The organism is Haloactinopolyspora alba (genome assembly GCF_003014555.1).
GTDB lineage: Bacteria > Actinomycetota > Actinomycetes > Jiangellales > Jiangellaceae > Haloactinopolyspora > Haloactinopolyspora alba.
Genome location: NZ_PYGE01000013.1, coordinates 35,465 through 60,616, shown reverse-complemented (window position 1 = coordinate 60,616; position 25,152 = coordinate 35,465). Strand labels below are relative to the sequence as shown.

Below are 25,152 nucleotides of genomic sequence, written 5' to 3'. Positions count from 1 at the left end.
CGGTCCGCCCTCGGCGGCGATCGTGCCGGGGAGGACGCGGGTGCGCAGCCCGGGGCGCGTTAGGGCTCGGCCGCGTGCTCGCCGGTCTCCGTCAGGTGTGCGACGACGCGCTCGGTCACGGCGCCGAGCATGTCCAGTTCGTCATCGGTCAACAGGTCGATGAAGTGCCGGCGTACCGACTCCACGTGGGCGGGGGCGGCCGTCTCGATGCGCCGCAGCCCATCCTCGGTCAGGACGGCGTCGCAGGCGCGCGCGTTGTCGGCCGGTTCCTCGCGCCGGACGAGCCCGCGCCCCTCCATCCGGGTGAGTTGGTGGGAGAGGCGGCTCTTGGACCACATTGTCCGCCGGGTCAACTCGATCGAGCGCATCCGGTGGCCGGGAGCCTCGGACAGGACGACGAGCACCGTGTAGTCGGCATCGGACAGCCCGCTGTCGCGTGCCAACTCACGGATGACCTGGGCGGCCAGCAAGTCGTTCATCCGGCGATATCCACGCCACGTGCGTTCTTCCCGCTCGGTCAGCCATCCCGGTTCGGGCATGGGGCCATGCTACGGCACTCGCGGTTGACACATCAACTCGCCCGGTCTAGCGTTCGAGTTGACGCATCAACACGAGGAGTGGGTCATGCCAACGCTGAACGTGATCACCGCCAGTACCAGGCCCGGCCGCGTCGGTCCGACGATCACCGAATGGTTCGTCGATCGAGCCGAGCGGCACGCCGGATTCGACGTCGTCGCCGTCGATCTTGCCGAAATCGACCTGCCGTTCCTGGACGAGCCCGAGCACCCGTCGTTCCGGCGGTACACCAAGCCGCACACCGAGGCATGGAGTGCCCGCGTCGACGCCGCCGACGCGTTCGTGTTCGTGATGCCGGAGTACAACTTCGGCATCACGGCACCGCTGAAGAACGCCCTCGATTACCTGTACGAGGAGTGGGCCTACAAGCCGGTCGGCTTCGTCAGCTACGGGCTCTCGGCGGCGGGCAGGAACGCGGTGCAGATGACGAAGCAGATCGTCACGTCGCTGCGGATGATGCCGACGACGAAGGCGGTCGCGGTGCCGCTGATCGAGAACATCGACGAGGGCCGGCTCCGCGCGGACCCGGGCATGGACGACGCGGCGACGGGCATGCTCGACGAGCTCGGCAGGCTCTCCGCGGCGCTGAGCACGCTGCGCACCCCGGACGTGCCCACGTCGGATGCCGTCGCCTGAGGGTCGTGCGGATGGCCGTGCACGTCACGGCCGGCGTGCTCGAGATCGTCGACGTGCTGCCGCCGACCTCGGGGTGCGCGGCATCCGGGCGAGTCTCAGCGCCGCTCAGCTGCGCGACCTGGTGGCGCTGTACGAGGCGGGTGACCTGCGGGTGACCGTCCGTGCGGCGTTCCCGCTCGAGCGGATCGCCGACGCGCACCGCGAGGTGGAGAAGGGCCACGGCCGCGGCAAGGTCGTCGTCACTCTCGACGGGTGACCGCCGCGGGTCGCGCCGGCCGGCGCGACCCGCGGGGGACGGTCTCCGTGGTCGCCATGGCCGTGCGCAGCCTCGGCCGGGCCGCCGTGCTGGCCGGAGCTTGCCGCGGTGGACGGGTGTGCCGTGCCGCGGGGAACGACGTAGACGATGCCGCGGCCGGGCCGGTCGCGCAGGATGATCCGCGGAACCAGGCCGCCCCGCCGCGCCAGGATCGCCCCGACGATCACGGCTCCGGTCAGCGGTCCCGCCGCGCAGGCAACCATGGCCAGTTGCGCCCCGTGGTGGTGCGCGACCCAGCCGATGATCGATCCGGACGCGGCCTGGGCTCCGAAGAAGACCAGGATGTACAGCGCCATCACCCGCCCGCGCATCGTCGTCGCGACCGCGGACTGCACCAGCGTGTTCCCGCCGGTGAGGTAGAGCAGCGACGCCGCGCCCACACCGACCAGGACCACGCTGAACGCAACCTGTGAACGCAGCGACGCGGCCAGCAGCTGCAGGACGCCGAGGGCGACGGCCCCGTACACCAGCGACCGCAACCGCAGCGAGCGGCGCCGGGTGTTGGCCAGCGCTCCGGTGACCGCGCCGGCGGCCAGGCAGGAGTTCAGCAGCCCGAAGCCGCCGGAGTCGGTGTGGAAGACGTCGTCGGCGTACGCCGCGAGCACGGTGGCCATGTTGATGCCGGTGATCGCGACGAACCCGACCAGCACCACGGCCCACAGGATTTCCGGTTTGCCGGCCACGTACGACAGCCCTTCGCGCAGCTGGCCGCCGGCGCGCCGGACCGCGGGCGCGGCGTTCAGCTCGGCGGGACGCATCGCGACCAGCAGCAGAACCGCGGCCGTGCACGCCATCGAGTTCACGACGAACGCCCATCCCTCGCCGACGAGGGCGATGCCGGCGCCGGCGAGGGCCGGCCCGACGAGCGCGCCCATCTGGAAGACGGTCGAGTTGAGGCTGATCGCGTTGCGCAGGTGCTCGTGCCCGGCGACCTCGGGGACGAAGGCCTGCCGCGCGGGGTTGTCCACCACCGTGGCGAGCCCGAGGAATGCGGCGCTGGCGAGGATGTGCCACGCCTGCACCACGCCGGCCAGCGTTAGCGTGCCGAGTGTCAGCGCGGAGACGGCGAACAGCGACTGGGTGATCATCAGCACCCGGCGCTTGTCGAACCGGTCCGCGATGACACCGCCCCACAGCCCGAACAGCAACATCGGGCCGAGCTGCAGCGTCACGGTCAGGCCGACCAGGGCGACGTTGCCGGTGAGGCCGAGGATGAGCCAGTCCTGGGCGATGCGCTGCATCCAGCCGCAGGTGTTGGTGAGCACCTGGGACGTGACGTAGAGGCGGTAGTTGCGTACGCGCAGCGAGGCGAAGGTGTGCCGCCAGCTGGGAGGTGGGGCGGGCCGGGACTGATCGTGGGCGGTGGTCGAGGTCGATGACGGGGACGGTTTCGGTGCGGCGGTCGCCGAACTCACGGTGGATTCCTCGGTCGTCACGGGCTGAGCGCCTGGGCGGCGGTGGGATCATGCCGGCTGCCAGGACCGTCCCCTACGTTAATTGCTGAATCTCGATTCATCGTCCGGATGGAGGCTATTAGTGTCATTAGCATTTGTAATAGGCTGGCGGTGTCGCCAGGCGTGATCGGAGGGTGTCGGTGTTCGATCCGGTCCATTTGCGGACATTCCTCGCGGTCGCGTCCACGTTGAGCTTCACCGAGGCGGGCCGCCGGCTCGGCATCAGCCAGCCGAGCGTCAGCCAGCACGTCCGCCGTCTCGAGGAGGCCGCGGGCAGGCAGCTGCTCGCGCGCGACACGAGGGTCGTGACGCTGACCGACAACGGCGAGGCGATGGCGGGGTTCGCGCGGACCATCCTGGCCGCGCACGACGACGCGGCCAGCTACTTCACCGGTACCGCCATGCAGGGCAGGCTGCGGTTCGGCGCGGCGGACGACCTGGCGCTCGCCCAGCTGCCGGCGGTGCTGCGCGCGTTCCGTCAGCTGTACCCGAGGATCAACCTGGAGCTCACCGTCACCCAGACCGGCGCGCTGCAGCGGCGGCTGGCGGCGAACCAGCTCGACCTCGTCTTCATCAAGGAGCCTCCCGGCGAGACCAGCGGAAGGATCGTCCGGCGCGACCGGCTGGTCTGGATCGGCCTGCCCGGCACGCGCATCTCGGCCGAAGAGCCGATCCCGCTGATCACCTACGCCGCGCCGTCGCTGAGCCGGCTGACCGCGCTGCGGGTGCTGGCGGAGTCCGGCCGGACCTGGCGCATATCGTGCAAGACGCTGCAGGTCAACGGTGTTCTGGCGGCAGTGAGAGCGGGGATCGGCGTCGCCGTGTTCCCGAGCAGCCTCGTCCCGCCGGACCTGCAGGCGCTGCCTGCGTCGCCGGAGCTGCCGGAGCTGGGGGACATCGACATCACCCTGGTAGCGAACCCGCGGGCGCCGCGCGAGCCGGTCGAGGCGCTCACGTCGGCGATCCTCGGGGAGCGTGTGGCCGCCCGGCCGCCTGCCCCGTGACGGCCGAATCCGGGTTGCTCACCGGGTCCCTACACAGCCGCATTGTCGCTACGGTGTAGCGGTCGGTCACTCGGTGGCGCAGTCATGGGGTCGGCGCCGCCCGGTCAAGGCTGAGGAGGCTGCACATGAGCGAGCCCGAACAGACGGAGACCAGCGTCGGCGAACCAGCGAGCCGGGTGAACCCGGTCGTGTTCTACGGATCGTCCGCATGCATTCTGGCCATCGCACTCTGGGCCATGATCGCGCCCGACATGGCCGCGGACGTGATCGGCGAGATGGTGGGCTGGATATCCGAGTACTTCGGCTGGTACTACTTCCTCGCCGCGACGATCTTTCTGGTGTTCGTGGTGTTCATCGGATTCTCCCGGTACGGGCGGATCAGACTCGGCCCGGAGCACTCCAAGCCGGATTTCAGCCTGTTCACCTGGGGCGCGATGCTGTTCGCCGCCGGCATCGGCATCGACCTGATGTTCTTCTCGGTCGCCGAGCCGGTGTCGCAGTACCTCGACCCGCCGCAGGGCGACGGCGAGAACACCGCCGCGGCACGTCAGGCCGTCGTGTGGACGCTGTTCCACTACGGCATCAGCGGGTGGGCGATGTACGCGCTCATGGGCATGGTGCTGGGGTACTTCGCCTACCGCTACAACCTGCCGTTGAGTATCCGCTCGGCTCTCTACCCGATCTTCGGCCGGCGGATCCACGGCCGCATCGGGCACACCGTCGACATCGCCGCGGTGCTCGGGACGATCTTCGGCATCGCGACGTCGCTGGGCATCGGCGTCGTCCAGCTCAACTACGGGTTGAACTTCCTGTTCGACGTGCCCGAGGCGACGGGCGCGCAGATCGGGCTGATCGTGGTGGCGGTGCTGATGGCGACCGTGTCGGCGGTGGCCGGCGTCGACAAGGGCATCCGCCGGCTGTCCGAGCTGAACGTGATCCTGGCCATCGGGCTGATGCTGTTCATCCTGTTCAGCGGCGACACGGTGTTCCTGCTGAACGGCATCGTGCTGAACATCGGTGACTACGTCAGCGGGTTTCCCGGCATGACGATGAACACGTTCGCGTTCGACCGGCCCACCGAATGGCTGAACTTGTGGACGCTGTTCTTCTGGGCGTGGTGGATCGCCTGGGCGCCGTTCGTGGGCCTGTTCCTGGCGCGGATCTCGCGTGGGCGCACCATCCGCCAGTTCGTGGCGGCGACGCTGGTCATCCCGTTCCTGTTCATCCTGGTCTGGATCTCGATCTTCGGCAACAGCGCACTGGACGTCGTCATCGGCGGCAACCAGGAGTTCGGCCAGGCCGCGATGGACCAGCCGGAGCAGGCGTTCTACTCGCTGCTCGACCAGTACCCGGGCGTCACGCTCAGCGCCAGCGTGGCGACGTTCACCGGGCTGCTGTTCTACGTCACCTCGGCCGATTCCGGCGCGCTGGTCATGGGCAACTTCACCTCGTACCTCAAGTCGTCCACCACCGACGCGTCGCAGGCGGTGCGGATCTTCTGGGCCGCCGCCACCGGCCTGCTGACGCTGGCGATGCTCATCGTGGGCGGGGTCACGACGCTGCAGAACGCGACCATCATCATGGGGCTGCCGTTCTCGTTCGTGATGTTCCTCGTGATGCTCGGGCTCTACCGGGCCCTGCGGGTCGAGGGGCACCGCGAGGACGCGTTCCGGGCCGCTCTGCCGTCGTCGTTGTCGATGCGCACGGCCGGCGAGGCGCGCAGTCTCTCGCGGAGCTGGCGGCAGCGGATCGAGCGTGCGACCAGCTTCCCGGATCCGCGTGCGGCGGCGTCGTTCATCGACGGGGTGTGCCGCCCGGCGGTCCGCGAGGTGGCCGAAGAGCTGCGCGCGCAGGGCGCCGACGTGACCGTGAGCGACAGCGCCGGCCAGGTCGTGCGGGCGCCGGACCTGCCGTGCATCGACCTGGTGGTGGACCTGGCCGACGAGCGCCCCTTTGCCTACCGGTTGCATCCGGTCGAGGCGCCGACGCCGTCGTTCGCGAGCCGCTCCCCGCGGTTCGAGGAGACGTACATCCGCATCGAGGTGCATCTGGACGAGGGCGGTCAGGGCTACGACGTCATGGGGTTCAGCCAGGACCAGCTGATCGGTGACATCCTCGACCAGTACGAGCGTCACCTCGAGTTCCTCCGGCTGCACCGTGAGGCCACCGGCAACAGCAGCACCCTGCCGGACACCGAGACGACGACGCCAGGGACCATGGACGACGGTCCGGATCAGGACGGGCAACGGCCCGTCGAGCAGGCGTGAGGAGGCGACGATGACACCGGCCACACTGTTCATCGACGGCAGATGGGAGGCCGCGGCGTCGGCGGGGGTCCGCGAGATCCGCTGCCCGGCCGACGGCACGCCTGTGGGCACGGTCTCCGAGGCGACGGCAGAGGACACCGAGCGTGCCGTCGCCGTGGCCCGGCGCGCGTTCGACGACGGGCCGTGGCCGCGCACACCGGCGCCCGAACGCGGCGACGTGGTGCTGCGCGTGGCCGCGCGGCTGCGTGAGCGCAAGGAGGAGTTCGCCCGCGCCGAGTCCCTCGACACCGGCAAGCGCGTCGTCGAGAGCCGCATCGACATGGACGACATCGCGAACTGCTTCGACTACTACGGCAAGCTCGCGGGCCAGGACGCCGGGCGGTTGGTCGACGCCGGCGATCCGAACGTCGTCAGCCGGGTCGCCTACGAGCCGCTCGGCGTGTGCGGGCTGATCTCGCCGTGGAACTACCCGCTGCTGCAGGCCGCGTGGAAGGTGGCCCCGGCTCTGGCCGCGGGCGACACGTTCGTGCTCAAGCCGAGCGAGCTCACACCGCACACCGCGATCCTGCTCATGGAGGTGCTGGACGAGGTCGGTGTCCCGGCCGGCGTGGCGAACCTGGTGCTCGGCGCGGGACCGGTCGCCGGTGCGCCACTGGCCGAGCACCCCGACGTCGACCTGGTGTCGTTCACCGGCGGGCTGGCGACCGGGCGCACCATCGCGGCGGCCGCGGCCGGCACGGTGAAGAAGGTCGCGCTCGAGCTCGGCGGGAAGAACCCGAACGTGGTGTTCGCCGACGCCGACTTCGACGCCGCCCTCGACAACGCGCTGAACGCCGCGTTCGTGCACTCCGGGCAGGTCTGTTCGGCCGGTGCGCGGCTGGTCGTCGAGGAGTCGCTGCACGGCCGGTTCGTCGACGAGTTGGTGCGGCGCGCGCGGGGGATCCGGATGGGCGGGCCGTTCGACGACTCCGCCGACACCGGACCGCTGATCTCGGCCGCGCACCGCGACAAGGTCACCGAGTACGTCCGCCGCGGCGTCGAGGAGGGCGCGGTGCTGCGCTGCGGTGGGACCTGGGGCGAGGGCGAGCTCGCCGACGGCTTCTACTACGCGCCCACGGTGCTGGACGGCGTGCGCTCGGGGATGTCGGTGGTCGTGGACGAGGGCTTCGGCCCGGTCGTGACGGTCGAGACGTTCAGCACCGAGGACGAGGCCGTCGGCATCGCCAACGACACCCGCTACGGCCTGGCCGCCGGCGTCTGGACCCAGGATGCGGGGAAGGGCCAGCGGGTCGCGCAGCGGCTGCGGCACGGCACCGTGTGGATCAACGACTTCCACCCGTATCTGCCGCAGGCCGAGTGGGGCGGTTACGGACAGTCCGGTGTCGGGCGCGAGCTCGGCCCGACCGGCCTGGCCGAGTACCAGGAGGCCAAGCACATCTACCAGAACATCGATCCACAGGTGACCGGGTGGTTCCCGGAGCGCGAAGGGTGAGCGGCGCAGTGAACGGACAGCACGGAATCGAGGAGTACGACTACGTCGTCGTGGGCGGCGGGTCCGGCGGAGCTGCAGTTGCCGCCCGGCTGAGCGAGGACCCCGACGTGACGGTGGCGCTTGTCGAGGCCGGGCCCAGCGACGTCGGTGACGACGCGGTCCTGCAGGTCACGCGGTGGATGGAGCTGCTGGAGTCCGGCTACGACTGGGACTACCCGGTGGAGCCGCAGGAGCACGGCAACTCGTTCATGCGCCACGCCCGTGCCCGGGTGCTGGGCGGCTGCTCGTCGCACAACTCGTGCATCGCGTTCTGGGCGCCGCGCGAGGACCTCGACGACTGGGCGGGCAAGCACGGCGCGGACGGATGGCAGGCCGAGAACACCTACCCGCTGTACCGCCGGCTCGAGAGCAACGCGGACGGCGGCGACGGGCACGGGACCGATGGCCCGGTGCGGATCCGGTCGGTGCCGCCGACCGACCAGTGCGGCGTCGCGCTGCTGGACGCGTGCGAGGAGACAGGGATCCCGCGGGTGCGGTTCAACACCGGCGAGACGGTCGTCAACGGCGCGAACTTCTTCCAGATCAACGTCCGCGAGGACGGCGTGCGCTCGTCGTCGTCGGTGTCGTACCTGCACCCGATCATCGACCGGCGGCCCAACTTCACCCTGCTCACCGGCTTGCGCGCGAAGAAGCTGGTGATCGACGACGGGCGCTGCACCGGGGTGGACGTGCTCGACAGCGACCTGATCCACACCCGGCGGATCGGCGCCAGGCGTGAGGTCGTGCTCTCGGCCGGCGCCGTCGACTCGCCGAAGCTGCTGATGCTGTCGGGCATCGGTCCGGGCGAGCACCTGCGCGAGTTCGGTCTCGACGTCGTCGTCGACGCGCCCGGCGTGGGGGAGAACCTGCAGGACCACCCCGAGGGCGTGATCCAGTGGGAGGCGAAGCAGCCGATGCCGGCCACGTCCACGCAGTGGTGGGAGATCGGGATCTTCACCACCACCGAGGACGGGCTGGACCGGCCGGACCTGATGTTCCACTACGGCTCGGTGCCGTTCGACATGCACACCGTCCGCCAGGGCTACCCGACGACGGAGAACGGGTTCTGCCTCACCCCGAACGTGACGCACGCGCGTTCGCGGGGCACGGTGCGGCTGCGCAGCATCGACTTCCGCGACAAGCCGAAGGTCGACCCGCGGTACTTCACCGACCCGCACGACATGCGGGTGATGGTCGAGGGCATCAAGCTGGCCCGCCGGATCGTCGGGCAGCCGGCGATGGCCGCCTGGGCCGGGCGCGAGCTGTACCCGGGCCCGGATGTGCGCACCGACGACGAGATCGCCGACTACATCCGCCGTACCCACAACACCGTCTACCACCCGGCGGGCACCGTGCGTATGGGTGCGCCGGACGACGACGGTTCGCCGCTGGACCCGCAACTGCGGGTCAAGGGCGTGCGCGGGCTGCGCGTCGCCGACGCGTCCGTGATGCCGGAGCTGACCACCGTCAACCCGAACATCACCACGATGATGATCGGCGAGCGCTGCGCCGACCTCCTCAAGTCCGCTGCTCGGGAATGACCACGTTCACCATGGAGTTCCATGCGTCACCACCCCTGCGGGCCTGGTGACGCGTGTAGACGCCTGGTGATGGCCAGCCGGCCGCCCGCCGCGCGACGAGACGTGCTCACCGCACCGCGTCCGCGCAGCGGGCGGCCTGGCGACGGATTTCGACGCTTCGAGTCGGTGTGCCGGGCAAGCGACCGGACGGTACGTTGTTCAGCGCATCTGAACGTAGAACAGCCTTGGCCGAATGGGGACCATGTCCGGCAACGACGAGTCCAAAGTCTCGAATCCGGCGCATGAGCGGTTGGTAGCGCTCAGGGATCGCGTCACGAACAATCGCTGGATGATCGAGCGGACGCTGAAGGACGCGAAGACGCGGATGCACGACGGGGAGACCTGGACCGGCAGTTCGGCCGCCGAGCCCTGGGCCGAAGAGGTCGGCGGCCGGCACGACAAGTTGCCTGACTTGCTGGACCGTGTGATCGACGCGATCGAGGACCGCATGGGTCAGGTTCCTGAGGAGATCGAGTCGCCACCGTACGGCGGCACGAGGCCCAACTGAGACGAGGGACGGCAGATGGCGGTGACGCGTGGCGGCGGGGGCGGCGGCAGCTACTCCAGCATCGACGTCGACTCGTTCGACTCGATGATCTCGACGCTCGAGAGTCGTACGGAGGACTCCCGCGAAGAGATGTCCGGTCTCAAAGCGAGCATCGAGAGTGAGGACGTCGACGCCACGAACGCCAAGGAGATCCTGGACATCTTCGATTGGGTCGACGACGAGCTGCCGCTGCTGCGACGGCGGTTGAGCTTGGCGAAGGTCGCCGACAGCGGGCAGGCGGACGGCCTGTCGGCGTACATATCGGAGCCGGTGACGCTACCCACCGAGGAAGAACTCAGCGAGGCGCGTGACCTTGCCGATAAGATCAAGAACCACGGGTACACCGACGAAGAGCTGGCCCAGATCATTCACGAGGTCGCCGGCAAGCTCGACACCAGCGACCCCGACGTGATGTCGGAGTTCTTCGGCAGGCTGGGCGTGCAGAACACCCAGATGCTGGCGTCCCAGATGAGCGCCAGCGGGAGCGACACCGGCCAGGAGGACATCCGGGCCTTCAGCCGAGCTCTGGGTGCCGCCACGATGGACACCGATCCGGGTGCGGACTTCACCGAAGTCGTCGACGCCTTCGCCACCGCGCCGGTCGAGGGCGATCACCTGGTCAACCCGGCCGCATGGGGCCGGCTGGCGCTGATGCAGCACGGCACCTTCGACCAGGAGTTCGTCGAGGACGTCGTGAACGCCAATGCTCTCGACCGCTTCAGCGACAACCCCGATTACGACTTCCGTGGCGGGAGCACCTTCGACGTCCAGACCACCGGTCTGTCCGAAGACGTGCTCGCGCTGGCCTTCGGAGCTCTGGGCAATCACCCGGACGCGGCCCGCAACGCGATCAACGGCCTGCCCGGGGACATGGGCGACACCGTCGGCTCGGTCTTCGGTTACGCCGAGTCGCGCGGAACCGGTGACGACGTCGCCGACGCCTTCGGCCAGGCCATCAACTCAGGGTCCGGAGTCAACGACGAGTACTGGCGCGACCACAGCGACGAAGCGTCCCGGTTCGCCTTGGAGTTCATCAAGGCCGCTGGAAAGCATCCGGAAGTGCCGTGGCCGATCAAGGACGACATGAGCGAGCTGGCGGCGTCGTACCGACAGGAGTTCCTGACCGGCGCGAGCATGGACGACGCCGAGTTCCGTGAGTCGCGGACGACCGCGCCGGAGAATTTCGACGGTCTGTACAACGTCGACCCTGCGTTCTACCTGTCTCCGCAGGACACGTACAAGTTCCTGCACGGTTTCGCCGACAACGACGAACTCATGGCACCGTTCGACGAGGCCATGGGTGAGATGTTCGAGACCCTCCCGTCTCAGGCCGCCAACGCCGACTATCGAGCCCAGAACGACGGCGAACAGGATCCGCGGAACTTCGAGAACATGATGACGGCCTTCGGCAACCTCGCCGGGCTGGAGAACACCGCGATGATCGACGTCCGCGGTGACCTGGACGAACTCGAAAAGAGCGTGCGTGAGGGCATCGCAACAGTGCTGACGTTGGGTCTGGCAGAGGTGCCGACGCCGCAGTCGATCGGCCCGAAGCTCGCCTGGAAAGCATTCACCTTCGCTGCGGGCAAGGGTCTTGGTGAGTACAAGAAGGGTGGCGAGACCCGAGTCGACCAGGTCGAGGCCGAAGACCACCAGGTGGCTCTGACGGTTCAGTACCACATCGCCGAGTCACTGATCGACGCCGACTACCCGCACACAGAGATGCCGGACGCGATCACCGACGACTCCGGCAACCTGCTCCCGGTGGAGGACATCGCCAAGAGCGAGGAAGCAATGCGTGCTTTCGCGGAGTGGTCCGACTCTAACAACAACGGCGACGTCACGCCGTTCGACACGAAGCTGGACCACGGCAGCATGATCTTCCTCGGCGGGCAGGACGATTCTGAGCACCGAGTGCGATCGTGGGACCTCGGCGAGGACTGGACGCCTCCGGAGTGATCCGGAACTGCGTCAGGTGCTCGCGCAGGTTGTCTTGCCGGTGAAGGTGACCTCGCTGTTGGGCTCACCGGTGGCGTGTACCTCGAACGTGATCGTCTCGTCCTCGTTCGTGGCCCGGTAGGTGCGTTCGGTACCGGAGTGGTAGTCGTCGCCAACCATGGTGTAACCATGATTGTTCTCGAAGCTCACGACGACTGCTCGCGTGAAGATCTCTAGGTTGCTTTCCGGGTCGCCTTCCATCATGGGGAAGGTCGCATCGAACTCGCGTCGGGCGCCGTCGTCGCAGGGGATGTTCTCGCTGCCGTCGTTGGTGATCTCGGCGGCGTCGGTGTTCGCGCTGTAGCTGTCGATGAGTTCTTCGAACACTTCGTTGGCGTCCTGTTCGAACTTGGGGCCGATCTCGTTCAGGCTCGGTTCGCTGGTGCAGGCGGTCAGGCCGAGGCCGGCGACGACGGCGATGCTGACGACGACGGCACCATGGCGCGGCCGCATACTCTCCACCTCCGTACCGCCCGACGAGCGGCGCTCCTGGATCACGTCCCAGCGGAACAGTAACCGATCACGCGACTGCGGTGTTGCTCCGGATCTTCGGTGACGAATGGGATGCCGGAACGATCAAGTGTCCGCGCAGGCGGTTTCACCGGTAAACGTGACCTGTCGGGGAGGTTCGGCGACGGCGTGTACCTCGAACGTGATCGTCTCGTCTTCGTTGGTGCCGTAATCAGTGCGTTCGGTCCCGCTCATCAAGCCGTCTTCTGTGTAGTTGCCGCCGCCCTCGCTGACCATCTCGTAGTCGTGATCGATCGATATTGCAGTGATGACGTTGTTGGTGAAGCCATCCAGGGTGTTGTCGGGGTCACCTTCGATCATGGGGAAGGTCCCCACGAACTCGCGTCGGGCGCCGTCGTCGCACGGGACGTTCTCGCTGCCGTCGTTCGTGATCTCGGCGGCCTCCGGATCGGCGCTGTAGTCGTCGGCGAGTTCTTCGAACACCTCGTTGGCGTCCTGCTCGAACCGGGGCGCGATCTCGTTCAGGCTCGGTTCGCTGGTGCAGGCGGTCAGGCCGAGGCCGGCGAAGACGGCGATGCTGACGACGACGGCATCACGCCGTACCCGCATACGGTTCGCCTCCCTACTGCCGAACGCGCCGCTGCTTTCCCTTGATCATCAACGATTTCCCACACCATAGACCGAGCTTGTTCTAGTCATGTAGACGGGTGCTCCCAACACCGCCAAGTGACAGGGAGCACCAGCAATGACGATCCTAGCCGCAGACACGCTCACCGGCCGCGCCTACGTCCGCTGTTCCAGCAACAACGATCAGTCGGTTGAAGGTCAGCTCGATGACATCGGGCTGGCGTGCGCCGAGCGTGGCGTCATGCTCAGCGCCGAGCGATACGAGGACAACGACCGTTCGGCGTCCATTCATGCCACAAAGGCCCGTGAGGGATACGACCAGTTGATTGGTGACCTCACGAACGGCCGGTTTACCGATCAGCTTCTGATCATTACCGATTCCTCGCGCGGTTCCCGCCGAGTCGGTGAATGGGTTCTACTTATCGACTTGCTCGCCGAACAGGGTAAGCGCGTATTCGTCGTGGACGACGAACAGATTTACGACCCAACCAACGGTAACGACCGTCACCACTTGGTAGGCAATGCGAACAACGCTGAGAAGTTCATTTGGGAGCTCAAGCAGAAAACGGGTAGGGGCATGGCCAAAGCAGCCAAAAAGGGAAAGATGCACGGCGGTCAATCCAACTACGGGCTACGGAAGGTTTACGACTCCGATACCGGCAAGCTTATCGGCACTGAGCGTGTCGAGGATGAAGCGCGCGTTATCGAGGAACTGTTTCAGCGTGTCCGGGCGAAAGAGACCATTGCGTCCATTTCGCGGGATTTCGAGCGGCGTGGTATCCGGTCTCGTAGTGGGAAGGTGTTCACGCAGCAGACGTTGCGAAAGATGCTGACGCGTCCCGCGTATACGGCTCTGCGGAAATATAAGGATGAAGAGTATGAGGGCAACTGGCCCGCCATCATTGACCGGGAAACGTGGCGCGCCGTCCAGGATATCATTTCCTCGCCCGGACGGGGGTCATCGAAGAACGCTGGAAAGCTCACGCATGAGTTCACCGGTGGTGCGGTGAAGTGCGACGTGTGCGGTTCCGGTCTGACGCTGAGCTATAACCGCAAGGACACGGGCGAATATCGGTGCGCCGGTAAAGGGTGCGTGAGCGGTATCGACAAGCTTGAGCTGGACGACAAGCTTGAGACCGTGATCCTCGCCTACCTGAGTGATCCGCACCGGGGGGAACAGCTCACGCGCGAGACGGACGACACGGAGGCATCGTCGCTACGCGCCGAGATTGCCCGTCTCGATGGTGAGCGCCGCGCCCTGGCCGACGACATGGATATTTCGGTTGAGTTCGCCAAGCGTCGTGACGTGAGGATCACCGAGCGTGTGAAGGCTGCTGAGGCGCGTCTACGGGAGTTGTCGACGCCGTCGGCTCTGCGGGACCTGGTAGGCCCCGGCGAAGATGTCGCGCGGCGCTGGGCGGCTGCGTCGGTGCCCGCCAAGCGGGAAGTTGCGGCGCTGCTATTCACGCCTGCCATCCTTGGTGAGGCACGGATCACACGTAAGCACGCACGGAACGTGATAGTTCCGATTGAGGATCGGATCATCTTCCGGCGTGAGCAGGACTGACACACAATCGCTCTGCCCAAGTCTTAGGCGTTTCCCTTTGCCTAAGACTTGGGCATTTCTCTGTTCGGGTATTGGCGCTCAGCCTGACAGCGGTTAGCGTTGTTTGTGGGTCGTGAGTAAGGACCATCATCATAGGTGGGCCGAGACTCCGTGCAGCGGCGAACACGACAGGGTGTTGCGGCCGTAGGGTCGACCAGTGATTCAAGCTGGTCAGTATCGCCTCAGCCCGGGTTGACCCCCAACTAGAAAGTGAGGCGCACTTCTCACACGTGGAGTGTGCCCGTTGGCTGGGAATGCCCCGAATACCCGTGAGCGCCGCGCGAAGAACACCCAACCGGCGCGTGACGCATTCATGCAGCGTTTCGAGCAGGAAGCCGACCCAGACGGGCGGCTGAGTCCTCAGGAACGCGCACGGCGTGCACAACAGCTCAAGCGCGAACACATGCAGAGCATCGGTAAGAAGGGTCAGTCGCTCGATGCATGGGTTGAACGCGTCGTGAACCGTGCTGGCGAACTGACCCCCGAGAACATCGAGCGGTTGCGCGCCCTGCTACCCCCGGCCGAGACGAACACGGATTCGGCCGCATGAGGGCAAAGGAAGGCCCGCCGCTTCGGAGGAGACGGCGGACCAACGGGGGAGCAATACCACCAACCCTAGCGCACCGTTGCGCGGGTGGCGCGTGATGTCTCGCAAGCAAGCCAAATTCGCCCGCCAGTGTCGGAAGTGTGGCGCACCGTGCCGCCAGTACGCCTATTGCGCCAACTGTGATCCCCGGAAAAAGACCACGGCGCATTTCGATAAATACGCCGCTGGAAGAAGGCCGGGCGATTATCGATGAGCGGCAGGAACAAGGCCATCGTCGTTACCTGGCTGAGGTACCTATACGGCTGGCTTGAGGAAATCGAAGACGGGCCACAACACGGCGTCATTCTCTCCGTAGCCGTCGCGCGCGTTCTGCATGCGAATCCGAACGGCACAAACTGTTTCATCTCGAAACAGGCGATAGCGCAACGTCTCGGATACAAACGCGAAACCGTTCGCCGCGTCGATGAGTTTCTAGCCGCGCACGGCTGGCTGACCGAAACCGGGACGCGCGGACGTGGCCGGACAGTGGTCTATCGGCTCACGATCCCGGTTGTGACGGTGACCCCCGCAGGGACCACCGTGGAAGCTGACGGTGACCCCCGCAGGGACCACCGTCACAACGACGGTGACCCTGACGGTGACCCCGACGGTGACCCCCGCAGGGATCACGACCTCCCACCTCCGACGGAGGAGGAGGGGCGCGCACGCGCGGGGGCGCGCACGCGCGAGAACGGCAAGCCTGGCGAAGCACTCGGGAAGCCAACCGCAGAAGAAAAGATGCTTGCCTTTTTCGCGGAGAAGTGGATGCCGGAAGCGAACATCAACCATCCGGATATTCGGCGAGAGTTGAAGCGGCTAGCCGACGGTGGCTGGGAAGGCGAAATGCTGGGCTGGCAGCTTGACCGGGACCAAAAGCCCAAACAGGTTAAATACCCGGTCGGTTTCCTAAGGCAGACGTTGGAGACGTTACCCAGTGATCCTGAAGAAATGATTATCGATGAAGGCGATTAGACAGTTAGAACCCCTCGGGCGCTTCGCGCCCGGTCGTGGCCAGCCATTGCCCCGGCGGCTTCGCCACCTGAGCGGGAAATCTACACGGGAAGGATGCAGACATGAGCGCAAAGCCAGATTGGAACACAGCGGCGGAGCTGGATAACGAATACTGGATTGCACATGTCATCGATGCCGACGGCAACGCCTGGCCGTGGTTGGTGAAATGCCAGTGCCCCGATTGCGCGCATGGTGCGGTCAACGGTTGCCACCACGGCGCGATACACGAGCGTGAAGGTCGCTTGCCACGCGAATACCTTGAGCGCTTGGGCATGCTCTGCGGCGCGCCAACGTCGACCACTGGTAGGCCATGCCGTAACTACCGGCCATGCTCCAAGCACACCGACAATCCAGCCACGCAAAGCGGGAATGGAGCGCGCGCCAATGTTTGACGACAAAGTGAACGAGGACGTGTATCACGAGCATTACGAGAATGCGCGCAAGCTGATCACACCACCCACCATGGGTGGCGAAGAGATTCTGCCGATTCCCGACGACAACCGGGATCGCGCCATTGTGCACGCATTGCTTGCTGTAGCCGCAGCCGCGAACCGGTTGGCGGACCAGCAAGCCGCAGAACGGGCCGGGGGTTGAAGCATGCCCCCCGCCCGCCGTGCGAGCACACGCCAGCCTGGCTGGACCGCCACCCCCGGGTGGGGCGGCCCACACGGGCCACCCCTACCCGTGGCAGGCCGCACACGCCCCACACAGAGCCACACACGCGCCCCGCCTGGCTGGCTTGCCCCCTCCCCGTCTGGCCGGACCCCCGGCCACGCCAGCCAACCACCCTGGCGGGCATCTCCGGCCGACCCCCGCCCACTCCGCCGCACCGAGCACCGAGCCGAATGAGAATGCACAAACGAATGAGGCAAAGATGGACAAAGGGAATGGTTCGGTCGGCGCATTCCGGTTGACCGATTCGAGGAATGCGAACAGGAATGGAGAATGCAAGAATGCACCGACGGGGATTCGGGGGTCGTTTTTTCCCTTGACCTTTCGAGTCGGGGCGGTGATTGCCCCTTGTTCTCTTTCTCCGGAAGCGCGTTTTTACTGGTGAGAAGCTTACGAGCGCTTCAAGATTGTCGACAGAAAGGCGGAATCATTCAAAATAGCCCAAAGAAATGCCCGATTCGTTGAAGAAAGGCGGAATTATGACGAAGAAATGTCCAGCATGCAGCGAGAATCTGCCAGTGGCCGATTTTGCGCCGGACGATTACCGCACAGACGGGCTGGCGTCGAAATGTAGGGAGTGTGATGCGGCAATGTCGCGGGAGTATTACGCCAAACACCGGGATCAGGTATTGGCGCGTCAAAGGAAGGCGAAAGCATGACTATCAAAACCGAGTTCCGGGCCAATCAGAAGGCTCGCACCGTATCGGGTCTGATCGTTCCTTGGGGACGGAAGGCGCGCACCAGTGGCAGGGATGCGCAATGGTGGCTGTTTGAGCCGGACAGCCTGAAATGGTCCGGCTCGATTCCGCTGGTGCTTGATCATGACAAGGAGCGGCGGATCGGTGAGATGCTGAGCATCAAGAACACCGAGTTCGGCGCGTATGGCATGTTTCGGATCGACAACACGCCGGAAGGTGATCGTGCGCTTGAGCAAGTCCGGAACGGCAGGCTCGACGGGTTCAGCGTCGGTATCGAGGTCAAACCTGGCCGAGACACCATCGTCACTGACCCGGTTGATTCCGAGTTCCAGATTGCGAAATCGGTCACGCTTCAGGAAGTCACGCTAACCGGGATGCCGGTGTATCAGGAAGCCAGGGTTAACTCGGCCCGGTTCGAGGATTCTGGCCAGGTGTACACGTTCGCGCTTACTGAACCGTCGTTCGCTTCACCTAGGTCCAGTCCTAGCGGTGCCCGTCCTGGCGGGGCGTTGTCGTTCGGCACGTTGAAGCGCAAACCGGCCAAGCGGCCCCATTGGGAAACGGAAGTCACGATTCGGCGGCAGTCCGAGATGTCGCCGTTGGGCTTCAATAAGGAAGACGAAGAGGCGAAGATCAGGCAACACCGAGCCGAACAGCGGGAAGCGCAACGGCGGAAGGAAGAACGGGAGAAGACTGAAGCTGCCGAACGGGAACTGATTCAAAACGGCTGGGGCCAGGCGTTGCTTGATACGTCGGACCGTCAGATTGCTAACGAGCTTACGGTTGAAGAGCGGAAACAGTATTGGGACGAACCGTATAAGCGGAGTGAGATTATCGAGAACGCTCGTGCCCGCGCGTACGGTCGTGGATTCACGAATCAAGTTGGAGGTACACGCTAATGAGTGAGCAGGAACACGAACAGAGCCAGGCGGAAGCCTTGCAAGACGTGCTGGGCGAACCGCGTACGGCGAAATCCAGTGACGGTCACCCGATGAACGACTATGGCAGGGCGATTGACCAGCCAGGTGCGCGGTTGCACGGGCCGGACGGTGAGAACGTGCGGGATCAAGGCGTGTTCTCGAATATGGGCCGTCACAAGCGGCAGGAATCGACGGACGACGACACTGCCGCCTAGGGTGGTTGGTGGTTGTATTCATGTTGTGCCGCCCGATGTGGCGCGGCGGCACTGGTGCCCCGCCGGGAAGGTCCGGCGGGGCACTGTCATGCCGTCAGCAAGGCGCACAGGGCCGCACAACGTGAAACGGCCCGCCACCGGGCAAGTGGCGGGCCGTTCGGTGTGGCCTGGCTCAGCTAGCCGAACCTAGAACGTGTCGTCATTTGCTGTACCTCTTAACCGCCTTGAGCAGCATTTCCCCGAGTTCTTTGGCCTCACTCCACGTCAACGATGCCGAGATGAAGAATTTCGGTTCGTCTTTCGAGTCGAGGGTGAGTTGCAAACCCGGCTAGCTGGTTTCGCTGGTCAAATTGACATTGAGCAACCATGCAGACGCGCCGCGAATTCCGCCTATCGGATCGGGCTTCCGGTTCGTGAGAACAATGTTGCCAATGAAGTTGTAATGCGGGCCGATGTGATTCGGGATTTCGTCACACCAGTTCGGGCACTTGCCGTCTGGCCGGTGTCGCCTGGCTTGATACGTCGACATTGGGTTAATTCACCCCAGACATAGCGGTAATCGGTGCGATGTCGGCACCGTCGGCAAGATTGCGCCATTCGGCGGTGCGCATGAGGCCAGCCACGGCTAGGGCAGCGTCGGCGGCATCAACGTCAGCCACCGGCCGCACGGCGAGCACGGTGTGATCGGTCCGCTTGGCGATGTCGGGCAGCGTGGCCGGTTCTTGCTCAGCCTCGATGATCCAGCAATGCGCCGGAACATCGACGGTGGCACGGAGGACAACGGCGAGGATCATCACCGACCACCCCCGCCGCAGACCTCGTTGCCGTGGATGCGGCAGTCCCAAGCGGGATCGTCCTCCGCTGGCTGGCCGGTGTCGGTGACGACGCCGACAACCACGATCACGGCCATGGCGAGCAGCAGCCCAACAAGCAGGGCAAGCGCGTCCGAGCGCGTCACGACTCATCACCACCCTGAGCGGTCACGAGGTCACGTACGACGCGCAGATTCCGGCGAAGCTCCACCAGCGCGTCCGATGCGTCGTCCAGAGCTTGGAAGGCGGCTTCAATGGCGACTGCCGTTGTGGGCCTGTCTGGCGGGCTGTCAGGGGCAGGTGTCGGTACGTTGGTGGGCACGGCAGAACCTCCTCGCTAGGTCTCTGTCGAGGTCCCGTCAGCCGGTCACGTCGGCTGGCGGGACCGTCTTATGTGTGCTGATCAACGTACTACTTATATCTACTTAGGTAAAGGTATAGTGACAGTATGCCTAAGGTGCCGCAGAAGACGATTTACGTCCGCGAGGAAGACGTGCCGCTCTGGGATTGGGCCATGGCGCACGCCAAGCAACACCGCATGCCCATTTCCGGTTTGTTGATGACGGCGCTTGAGCACTATCGCCAGGCCGTGGAGGCTCCGCGCGACGACGGGGAGTAGAGCGCATGAAGAGGCCCGCCACCGGGACAAGTGGCGGGCCGTGGGTCGTGTTTTTGCAGGTCAGCTACTAGGCGTGTGAAATAAGACCACACCATGTTGTGGCATACCGTTGATGATCAAGGGCGGCAGGGGCGGAACGGTCAGCGGTCGCCGCGCGCGGGCGCCGGGAGCCTGGAACGGTGGCACGTCCTGGCCGCAGGTAGAGCCGTCGGCGGGCGCGTCCAGCCGGACCAGGTAGTTGCTGATCACCCGGTCCGCGCAGCGGCTCTTGCCCAGGACGGTGTGCCCGTACCCCTCGACCGTCATCGTCCGCGCATCCGGGAAGTGCGCCGCGTACCGGCTGGTGCCGTCGTACGGCGTGGCGGGGTCGTACCGGGTGCCGATGACCAGCACCGGCTCGTCGACCTGCTGGTCCCACGGGCCGACGTAGGCGTCCTCGTCGGTCACGCGCAGGAACTCGCACTGCACGCCGACCCACGCCCGGTACCGGCCGAAGTGCGCAGCGTCGGCGGCGACGTCGTCGACCATCTCCGGGTACGCGAACGGCTCGCCGGTGGTGCCACCGTCGACGCACAACGAGGCCAGCGAGCCGCCGACGGACGCGTAGTCGGCCCCGCGCCGGGGAGGCCGGTCACGTTGCGGCACGACCTGCTCCACCAGCGCGGCAGCCGCACCGGTCATCTGAGGTTCCGCGGTGGCCAACTGTGCGAGCAGGCCGGCAAGTCCGGTCCAGGCGGCGGGGTCGTACAGGCCGCTGAATGTCAGTGCGACGGCCGTCGGGTAGTCGACGACGAGCTCGGTGCCGTTCGGCGTGACGATACGCACGGACTCGTCCTTCAGCCGGTCGAAGGTCCGCTCGACCACCGTTCGCGGCTCACCCAACGCTGCCAGCGCGCAGCGTCGTGGGCCGGCCTCGGCACAGAGCCGAAGAAACTCGTCGAACGTTTCGGCGGCTCCGTGGCCCTGACGCATCCGCGCGCCGACGGACGAGGTCTCCTCGCCCGGGCGGCCGGTGTAGTCCTCCGGGACGACGGTGCCGTCCAGGGCGAGTGCGCGGACCCGGCCGGGGAACAGCCGTGCGTACGTCGCGCCGAGCAGGGTGCCGTAGGAGTACCCCATGTAGGTGAGCTTCTCGTCGCCGACCGCTTGGCGCAGCAGGTCCATGTCGCGCGCCACGTTGGCCGTCGACGAGTGCGCGAACCGCTCGGGAGAGGTGCGGCGGCAGTCGGCTCCGAGCCGTGCGTTCAACCCGAGGTAGTCGTTCTCCTCCTCGGCGGTGACCGGGAACGCGGGGTGTCGTGCCAGCTCACGCTGCTCCTGCTCAGGTGTCCGGTAGCAGGTCGCGGGATCGGAGCGGTGCACCGCCCGGGGATCGAAACCGAGGATGTCGAAGTGGGCGCGGACGTCGTCGGTGTAGGCGGTCCGGCCGCGGGTGTGGACGAAATCGACGCCCGACCCGCCAGGTCCGCCCGGGTTCGTGAACAACGTGCCGATGCGTGCGTCCGGGTCGGTGGCGGGCAGCTTCGTCAGCGCGATCGTGGTGGTCGGGCCGTCCGGACGGTCGTAGTCGGTGGGAACCTCGGCCGTCGTGCACAGGAACGCTTCCAGCCCTTCTTCGCACGGCTTCCAGTTCAGCTCCGGCACCGGGGCCTGTACCTGAGCGGCCGGTCGTGCGGGTGCGTCGGACGCCGGTGTCGCGGCGGCGGGCATGCCGGGCGCGGCGGCGAGGCCGGCGGTGGTGAGCGTGAGCCCGGCCGCAGCCAGGGCGAGCGTGTTCCGGATGGTGCTGCGGACGTCCATGCGGTCCTCGGCGAGGTCGGGAGCGTTCCGACGACCGTAACGATCTCCACCGGCGACGGTCGTCCTCCCACGGTCGTGGTTCGGCGTCCTGCGTGGTGATGATCCGCCGCTGTGGCGTCCGGCGGAAGGCGGCCGGATTGATGACAGCTGGTGTCAGGATCGGTGCGTCACCATCGTGGAGCCCGCGTGACCGTGCGGGTGACGACCTGTCGGGGAGGACACGAATGGCTGGAACGCTCGACGGCGCGGTGGCTCTGGTCGCCGGGGCGACCAGAGGTGCGGGACGCGGCATCGCGGTGGAGCTGGGGGCAGCCGGCGCGACCGTTTACGTCAGCGGTCGCAGCACCCGTGAGCGGCGCTCGGAGTACGACCGCCCGGAGACCATCGAGGACACGGCGGACCTGGTCACCGCCGCAGGCGGCCGCGGCGTCGCGGTGCCCACGGATCATCTGGTCGGCGACGAGGTCCGCAGCCTGGTCGACCGCATCGACCGGGAGCACGGACGCTTGGACGTGCTGGTCAACGACATCTGGGGCGGCGAGAACCTGTTCGCGTGGGACGCGCCCGTCTGGGAGCACGACCTGGACGCGGGGCTGCGGCTGCTGCGGCTCGGCGTGGACACGCACGCGATCACGAGCCATCACGCGCTGCCGTTGCTGCTACGGCAGCCGGGCGGACTCGTCGTCGAGATGACCGACGGCACCGCGGAGTACAACGCCGGCACCTACCGGGTGTCGTTCTTCTACGACCTGGTCAAGTCCGCCGTGCTGCGGATGGCGTTCGGGCTGGGCCACGAGGTCGGCCCGCGCGGCGCGACGGCGGTCGCGCTGACGCCCGGGTGGCTGCGCTCGGAGATGATGCTCGAGCACTTCGGCGTGCGCGAGGACAACTGGCGCGACGCGCTCGACGCCGTGCCGCACTTCGGCATCTCGGAGACGCCGCGGTTCGTCGGACGGGCGGTCGTCGCGCTGGCGACGGACCCGGATGCGTCGAGGTGGAACGGGCAGTCGTTGTCCAGCGGCGGGCTGGCACGCGAGTATGGCTTCACCGACCTGGACGGCAGCCGGCCGGACGCGTGGCGCTACATCGTCGAGGTCCAGGACGTCGACGGCCCGGCGGACGCGACCGGCTACCGCTGACGCGGCCCTGCGGACGACGGCCCCCGTCCGTGGACGAGGGCCGATCGGTTGTCCCGTGCGACTCCGCTGGTTACCTGAGCTCAGAAGAGGTGGTTCAGGGACGAGAGCCCGGTGAGGAGCGGGATGGTCGCTGCTGCGAGGATCTTCACGCCGAGGCGGACGATCCTGAGTACGACTTCGCCTCCGTGCAAAATTCCTCGGGACGTCCCTGCGACACCGAGCTTCCACATGGTCGCCCCAGCGACACCAAGCTTCCTCGGTGTCGGAGCGCCTCAGGTTGCGTGCTGGTCGTACCAGGGTTCGTCGGGGTGGGCGGGTCGGGCGCCTTCGCGGGTGAGCCGTTCGAGCCGTTCCTGGTACCCGTCGGGTTCGGGGCGGAAGTGTTCGGAGTCGGGTGCGGAGTCGATGTCGGCGTAGGTGAGACCGCGAGCCCGTAGCCAGGCGGGGGCGCCTTCGCCGCTCGTTTCGTCGGAGCGGCCGACGTTGTGGAGCAGGTAGGGGGTCCAGCGGGCTCGGCCCCAGCGTTCGGGTGCGACGGGGTAGGCGTCGCCGGGTGGTGGTTCCGGGCCGAAGAGGTCGTAGTGCAGGTTGCGCAGCCATTCGTCGTTGATCCACTGTGGCTCGTTGCCGGCGAGTGGCTTGTGCGAGGAGTCGCGGATGTGCGCGGCGAGTTCGTCGCGGAAGCTTCGAAAGTCGTCGGTGTCGTCGGCCAACCACTCGGGCGCTGTGTCACAGCCCTCGACGTAGGTCTCGGGATCGCCCTGGTCGTCGAACCAGTTACCGACCCAGAGCCGAAGGTTCTCTGTTCGCGGCGTCATGAGGTCGATCCTCGCAAGCGTGTGAAGTCCTGGGGTTGCTGTGCCACTGGGTAGCACGTGGTCATGATCCAGCGGTCACCGGCCTTGCGGAAGATCATGGCTGCTCCGGGATCGGCTCCGTCGACGGTCGGGTTGGTGGGGACGATCGGCATCGGGTCGGCGCCATTGTGCATCGCGTATGTCCGGCCCTTCTGCCAATCGTCGGCCATCTTCGCTGTCTTCGCTCCGGCGCCGCGGAAGGCGGCGGTGTCGCCGGGTTCGAGGCCGGCGAGCGTGGCGGGAACGTAGATGCGGGCGATCTTGCCCTTGGAGTTGGCGTTCAGGTAGGTGTCGAGGCCGTCGGTGGTGTTGCCGCATGCGTGGACGACGGCCTGTAACGGATTGGCGAGTGCTTCGATCGAGTTGAAGCGCCCTGCGGTGGCGCCGACGCCGTGGTTGGTGGTGACGGTGCCGTCGTCGTGCAGGGTCCAGCGGTGGGCGTGGTTGTCGCGCCCGACGGGGTCTTTGCGCCAGGTGAGGCGGGCTTGGAGCGCGTCGTCGGTGACGTCGGGTCCGTGTGCCTGGATGGCGTGGCTGCGCGGATGGGTGATCATCGCCGTGATCGTGGGCCGGAGGTGGTCCGGGAACATGGCGGTGAACGTGTCGACGTGTGCTGGCGACGCGGCCGTCCCCGTGGTCGCAGCGGTGCCGGCGGCGTCGGCGGGCTGGGTGCTGCTGGCGTCGTGGTCGCCGAGCAGGTGGCCGACGTAGCGGCGGGACGTGTCGGTGGTGAAGGTGGCGACGATACCGGCGATGCCGGATCCGGGGTCGGGGAGTGTGAATGCGGCGGTGGTCAGGCCGGGGTCGCCGGTGAGCAGCGCGAGCAGTGCGCGGGTCTCGGTGGCGTAGCTCTCGCCGGCCCGGCGTAGTTCGTGTTCGGCCTGGGCGGTGCCGGTCTTCATGATCCCTGCGACCTGTTCACCGAGACTGTCGAGTCCATCGACACCGGCGAGTCCATCGATGCCGTCGAGCATGCGGGCGAGGTTCTCCGCTTCGCGGCGCGTCCCGTCCAGCACCTCGGTGCAGCGTTGGTCGTGCTCGCGCCACGCGGACAGGAGCCCGTGCACGGCGTACTGGACGCGGCCGCCGCCGTCGTCACCGGCTGTCATGCGTCACCAGCCGTCGACGGCTCACTCGTGCACACACCGGTGAAAGTCGTGCGAGGTGAGTGGCTGTGACACGGCATCCGCGCACCGTGCCGGTGAGCCGC

Annotated in this window: 25 protein-coding genes and 1 pseudogene; 17 read left to right on the top strand and 9 right to left on the bottom strand. The window is 66.7% G+C overall.

Features of this window, described 5'->3' with window-relative positions; genetic code table 11:
- Nucleotides 1-59: 59 nt before the first annotated feature.
- Nucleotides 60-539 (bottom strand): MarR family winged helix-turn-helix transcriptional regulator, encoded by a 480-nt coding sequence (locus CLV30_RS17060; RefSeq protein WP_106538433.1) that lies wholly within the window; start codon nucleotides 537-539, stop codon nucleotides 60-62.
- An 85-nt stretch (nucleotides 540-624) separates the two neighbouring features.
- On the opposite strand from CLV30_RS17060, the gene CLV30_RS17055 reads away from it, so the two are divergent.
- Together CLV30_RS17055 and CLV30_RS27915 are read left to right on the top strand one after the other, a co-directional pair.
- Nucleotides 625-1,212 carry an NADPH-dependent FMN reductase gene (locus tag CLV30_RS17055; RefSeq protein ID WP_106538432.1) on the top strand — a complete coding sequence of 196 codons (588 nt, stop codon included), beginning with the start codon at nucleotides 625-627 and terminating at the stop codon, nucleotides 1,210-1,212.
- Nucleotides 1,199-1,393: pseudogene (locus tag CLV30_RS27915) on the top strand (hypothetical protein); the annotation flags it as partial. The gene CLV30_RS17055 and the pseudogene CLV30_RS27915, both read left to right, overlap by 14 nt.
- On the opposite strand, the gene CLV30_RS17045 reads toward CLV30_RS27915, so the two are convergent.
- Nucleotides 1,318-2,943 (bottom strand): MFS transporter, encoded by a 1,626-nt coding sequence (locus CLV30_RS17045; protein ID WP_205741045.1) that lies wholly within the window; start codon nucleotides 2,941-2,943, stop codon nucleotides 1,318-1,320. The pseudogene CLV30_RS27915 and the gene CLV30_RS17045 overlap by 76 nt on opposite strands.
- A gap of 179 nt (nucleotides 2,944-3,122) precedes the next feature.
- Between CLV30_RS17045 and CLV30_RS17040 the strand changes: the two genes are divergently transcribed.
- The 6 genes from CLV30_RS17040 to CLV30_RS17015 all read left to right on the top strand — a co-directional run bounded on the left by CLV30_RS17040 (nucleotide 3,123) and on the right by CLV30_RS17015 (nucleotide 11,870).
- Nucleotides 3,123-3,986 (top strand): LysR substrate-binding domain-containing protein, encoded by an 864-nt coding sequence (locus CLV30_RS17040; RefSeq protein ID WP_106538509.1) that lies wholly within the window; start codon nucleotides 3,123-3,125, stop codon nucleotides 3,984-3,986.
- A 125-nt stretch (nucleotides 3,987-4,111) separates the two neighbouring features.
- Nucleotides 4,112-6,253 carry a choline BCCT transporter BetT gene (betT, locus tag CLV30_RS17035; RefSeq protein ID WP_106538430.1) on the top strand — a complete coding sequence of 714 codons (2,142 nt, stop codon included), beginning with the start codon at nucleotides 4,112-4,114 and terminating at the stop codon, nucleotides 6,251-6,253.
- 10 nt (nucleotides 6,254-6,263) lie between these two features.
- Nucleotides 6,264-7,745, top strand: a complete 1,482-nt coding sequence (locus CLV30_RS17030; RefSeq protein ID WP_106538429.1) for an aldehyde dehydrogenase family protein — start codon at nucleotides 6,264-6,266, stop codon at nucleotides 7,743-7,745.
- A complete protein-coding gene (locus tag CLV30_RS17025) occupies nucleotides 7,742-9,325 on the top strand; it encodes a GMC family oxidoreductase (protein WP_240723365.1) in 1,584 nt (527 codons plus the stop codon). The genes CLV30_RS17030 and CLV30_RS17025 overlap by 4 nt, the downstream gene beginning before the upstream one ends.
- Before the next feature lie 241 nt (nucleotides 9,326-9,566).
- Nucleotides 9,567-9,872, top strand: coding sequence for a hypothetical protein (locus CLV30_RS17020; RefSeq protein ID WP_129711090.1), 306 nt, complete (start codon nucleotides 9,567-9,569; stop codon nucleotides 9,870-9,872).
- Nucleotides 9,873-9,887: 15 nt separating this feature from the next.
- Complete coding sequence (locus tag CLV30_RS17015; RefSeq protein WP_106538427.1) at nucleotides 9,888-11,870, top strand: hypothetical protein; 1,983 nt, start codon at nucleotides 9,888-9,890, stop codon at nucleotides 11,868-11,870.
- A 12-nt stretch (nucleotides 11,871-11,882) separates the two neighbouring features.
- Here the strand turns inward: CLV30_RS17015 and CLV30_RS17010 are convergent, their stop codons facing one another.
- Together CLV30_RS17010 and CLV30_RS17005 are read right to left on the bottom strand one after the other, a co-directional pair.
- Nucleotides 11,883-12,407, bottom strand: coding sequence for a hypothetical protein (locus CLV30_RS17010; protein ID WP_129711089.1), 525 nt, complete (start codon nucleotides 12,405-12,407; stop codon nucleotides 11,883-11,885).
- 78 nt (nucleotides 12,408-12,485) lie between these two features.
- A complete protein-coding gene (locus CLV30_RS17005) occupies nucleotides 12,486-12,989 on the bottom strand; it encodes a hypothetical protein (protein WP_106538425.1) in 504 nt (167 codons plus the stop codon).
- A gap of 136 nt (nucleotides 12,990-13,125) precedes the next feature.
- Here CLV30_RS17005 and CLV30_RS17000 point away from each other — a divergent pair, with 136 nt between their 5' ends.
- The 7 genes from CLV30_RS17000 (at nucleotide 13,126) to CLV30_RS16980 (ending at nucleotide 18,715) form a co-directional block, all read left to right on the top strand.
- A complete protein-coding gene (locus CLV30_RS17000; RefSeq protein ID WP_106538424.1) occupies nucleotides 13,126-14,574 on the top strand; it encodes a recombinase family protein in 1,449 nt (482 codons plus the stop codon).
- 283 nt (nucleotides 14,575-14,857) lie between these two features.
- Entirely contained in the window at nucleotides 14,858-15,163 is a 306-nt protein-coding gene (locus CLV30_RS16995; RefSeq protein ID WP_129711088.1) for a hypothetical protein, read from the top strand.
- 246 nt (nucleotides 15,164-15,409) lie between these two features.
- On the top strand, nucleotides 15,410-16,171 hold the full coding sequence (locus CLV30_RS16990; protein ID WP_106538422.1) for a helix-turn-helix domain-containing protein: 762 nt from the start codon (nucleotides 15,410-15,412) through the stop codon (nucleotides 16,169-16,171).
- Between the two features lie 101 nt (nucleotides 16,172-16,272).
- A complete protein-coding gene (locus tag CLV30_RS26080; RefSeq protein ID WP_129711087.1) occupies nucleotides 16,273-16,602 on the top strand; it encodes a hypothetical protein in 330 nt (109 codons plus the stop codon).
- The gene (locus CLV30_RS26075; protein ID WP_129711086.1) at nucleotides 16,595-16,804 is read left to right on the top strand and encodes a hypothetical protein; all 210 of its coding nucleotides are present in this window, start codon (nucleotides 16,595-16,597) and stop codon (nucleotides 16,802-16,804) included. The genes CLV30_RS26080 and CLV30_RS26075 overlap by 8 nt, the downstream gene beginning before the upstream one ends.
- A 733-nt stretch (nucleotides 16,805-17,537) precedes the next feature.
- Nucleotides 17,538-18,479: an HK97 family phage prohead protease gene (locus CLV30_RS16985; RefSeq protein WP_106538421.1), complete on the top strand. Its 942-nt coding sequence runs from the start codon at nucleotides 17,538-17,540 to the stop codon at nucleotides 18,477-18,479.
- Nucleotides 18,479-18,715, top strand: coding sequence for a hypothetical protein (locus tag CLV30_RS16980; RefSeq protein ID WP_106538420.1), 237 nt, complete (start codon nucleotides 18,479-18,481; stop codon nucleotides 18,713-18,715). Before CLV30_RS16985 ends, CLV30_RS16980 begins: the two co-directional genes overlap by 1 nt.
- Nucleotides 18,716-19,248: 533 nt before the next feature.
- Here CLV30_RS16980 and CLV30_RS16975 read toward each other — a convergent pair.
- Nucleotides 19,249-19,509, bottom strand: coding sequence for a hypothetical protein (locus tag CLV30_RS16975; RefSeq protein ID WP_129711085.1), 261 nt, complete (start codon nucleotides 19,507-19,509; stop codon nucleotides 19,249-19,251).
- Nucleotides 19,509-19,673 carry a hypothetical protein gene (locus tag CLV30_RS26590; protein ID WP_165358716.1) on the bottom strand — a complete coding sequence of 55 codons (165 nt, stop codon included), beginning with the start codon at nucleotides 19,671-19,673 and terminating at the stop codon, nucleotides 19,509-19,511. The genes CLV30_RS16975 and CLV30_RS26590 overlap by 1 nt, the downstream gene beginning before the upstream one ends.
- 302 nt (nucleotides 19,674-19,975) lie before the next feature.
- Between CLV30_RS26590 and CLV30_RS26585 the strand changes: the two genes are divergently transcribed.
- Nucleotides 19,976-20,146 carry a hypothetical protein gene (locus CLV30_RS26585; protein ID WP_165358715.1) on the top strand — a complete coding sequence of 57 codons (171 nt, stop codon included), beginning with the start codon at nucleotides 19,976-19,978 and terminating at the stop codon, nucleotides 20,144-20,146.
- Between the two features lie 60 nt (nucleotides 20,147-20,206).
- Here the strand turns inward: CLV30_RS26585 and CLV30_RS16970 are convergent, their stop codons facing one another.
- A complete protein-coding gene (locus CLV30_RS16970) occupies nucleotides 20,207-21,946 on the bottom strand; it encodes an alpha/beta fold hydrolase (protein WP_106538418.1) in 1,740 nt (579 codons plus the stop codon).
- A gap of 224 nt (nucleotides 21,947-22,170) precedes the next feature.
- Between CLV30_RS16970 and CLV30_RS16965 the strand changes: the two genes are divergently transcribed.
- Complete coding sequence (locus CLV30_RS16965; protein WP_106538417.1) at nucleotides 22,171-23,085, top strand: SDR family oxidoreductase; 915 nt, start codon at nucleotides 22,171-22,173, stop codon at nucleotides 23,083-23,085.
- Between the two features lie 272 nt (nucleotides 23,086-23,357).
- Here the strand turns inward: CLV30_RS16965 and CLV30_RS16960 are convergent, their stop codons facing one another.
- Together CLV30_RS16960 and CLV30_RS16955 are read right to left on the bottom strand one after the other, a co-directional pair.
- On the bottom strand, nucleotides 23,358-23,903 hold the full coding sequence (locus CLV30_RS16960; protein ID WP_106538416.1) for a hypothetical protein: 546 nt from the start codon (nucleotides 23,901-23,903) through the stop codon (nucleotides 23,358-23,360).
- Nucleotides 23,900-25,051 carry a hypothetical protein gene (locus CLV30_RS16955; RefSeq protein ID WP_106538415.1) on the bottom strand — a complete coding sequence of 384 codons (1,152 nt, stop codon included), beginning with the start codon at nucleotides 25,049-25,051 and terminating at the stop codon, nucleotides 23,900-23,902. Before CLV30_RS16955 ends, CLV30_RS16960 begins: the two co-directional genes overlap by 4 nt.
- Nucleotides 25,052-25,152: the final 101 nt, after the last annotated feature.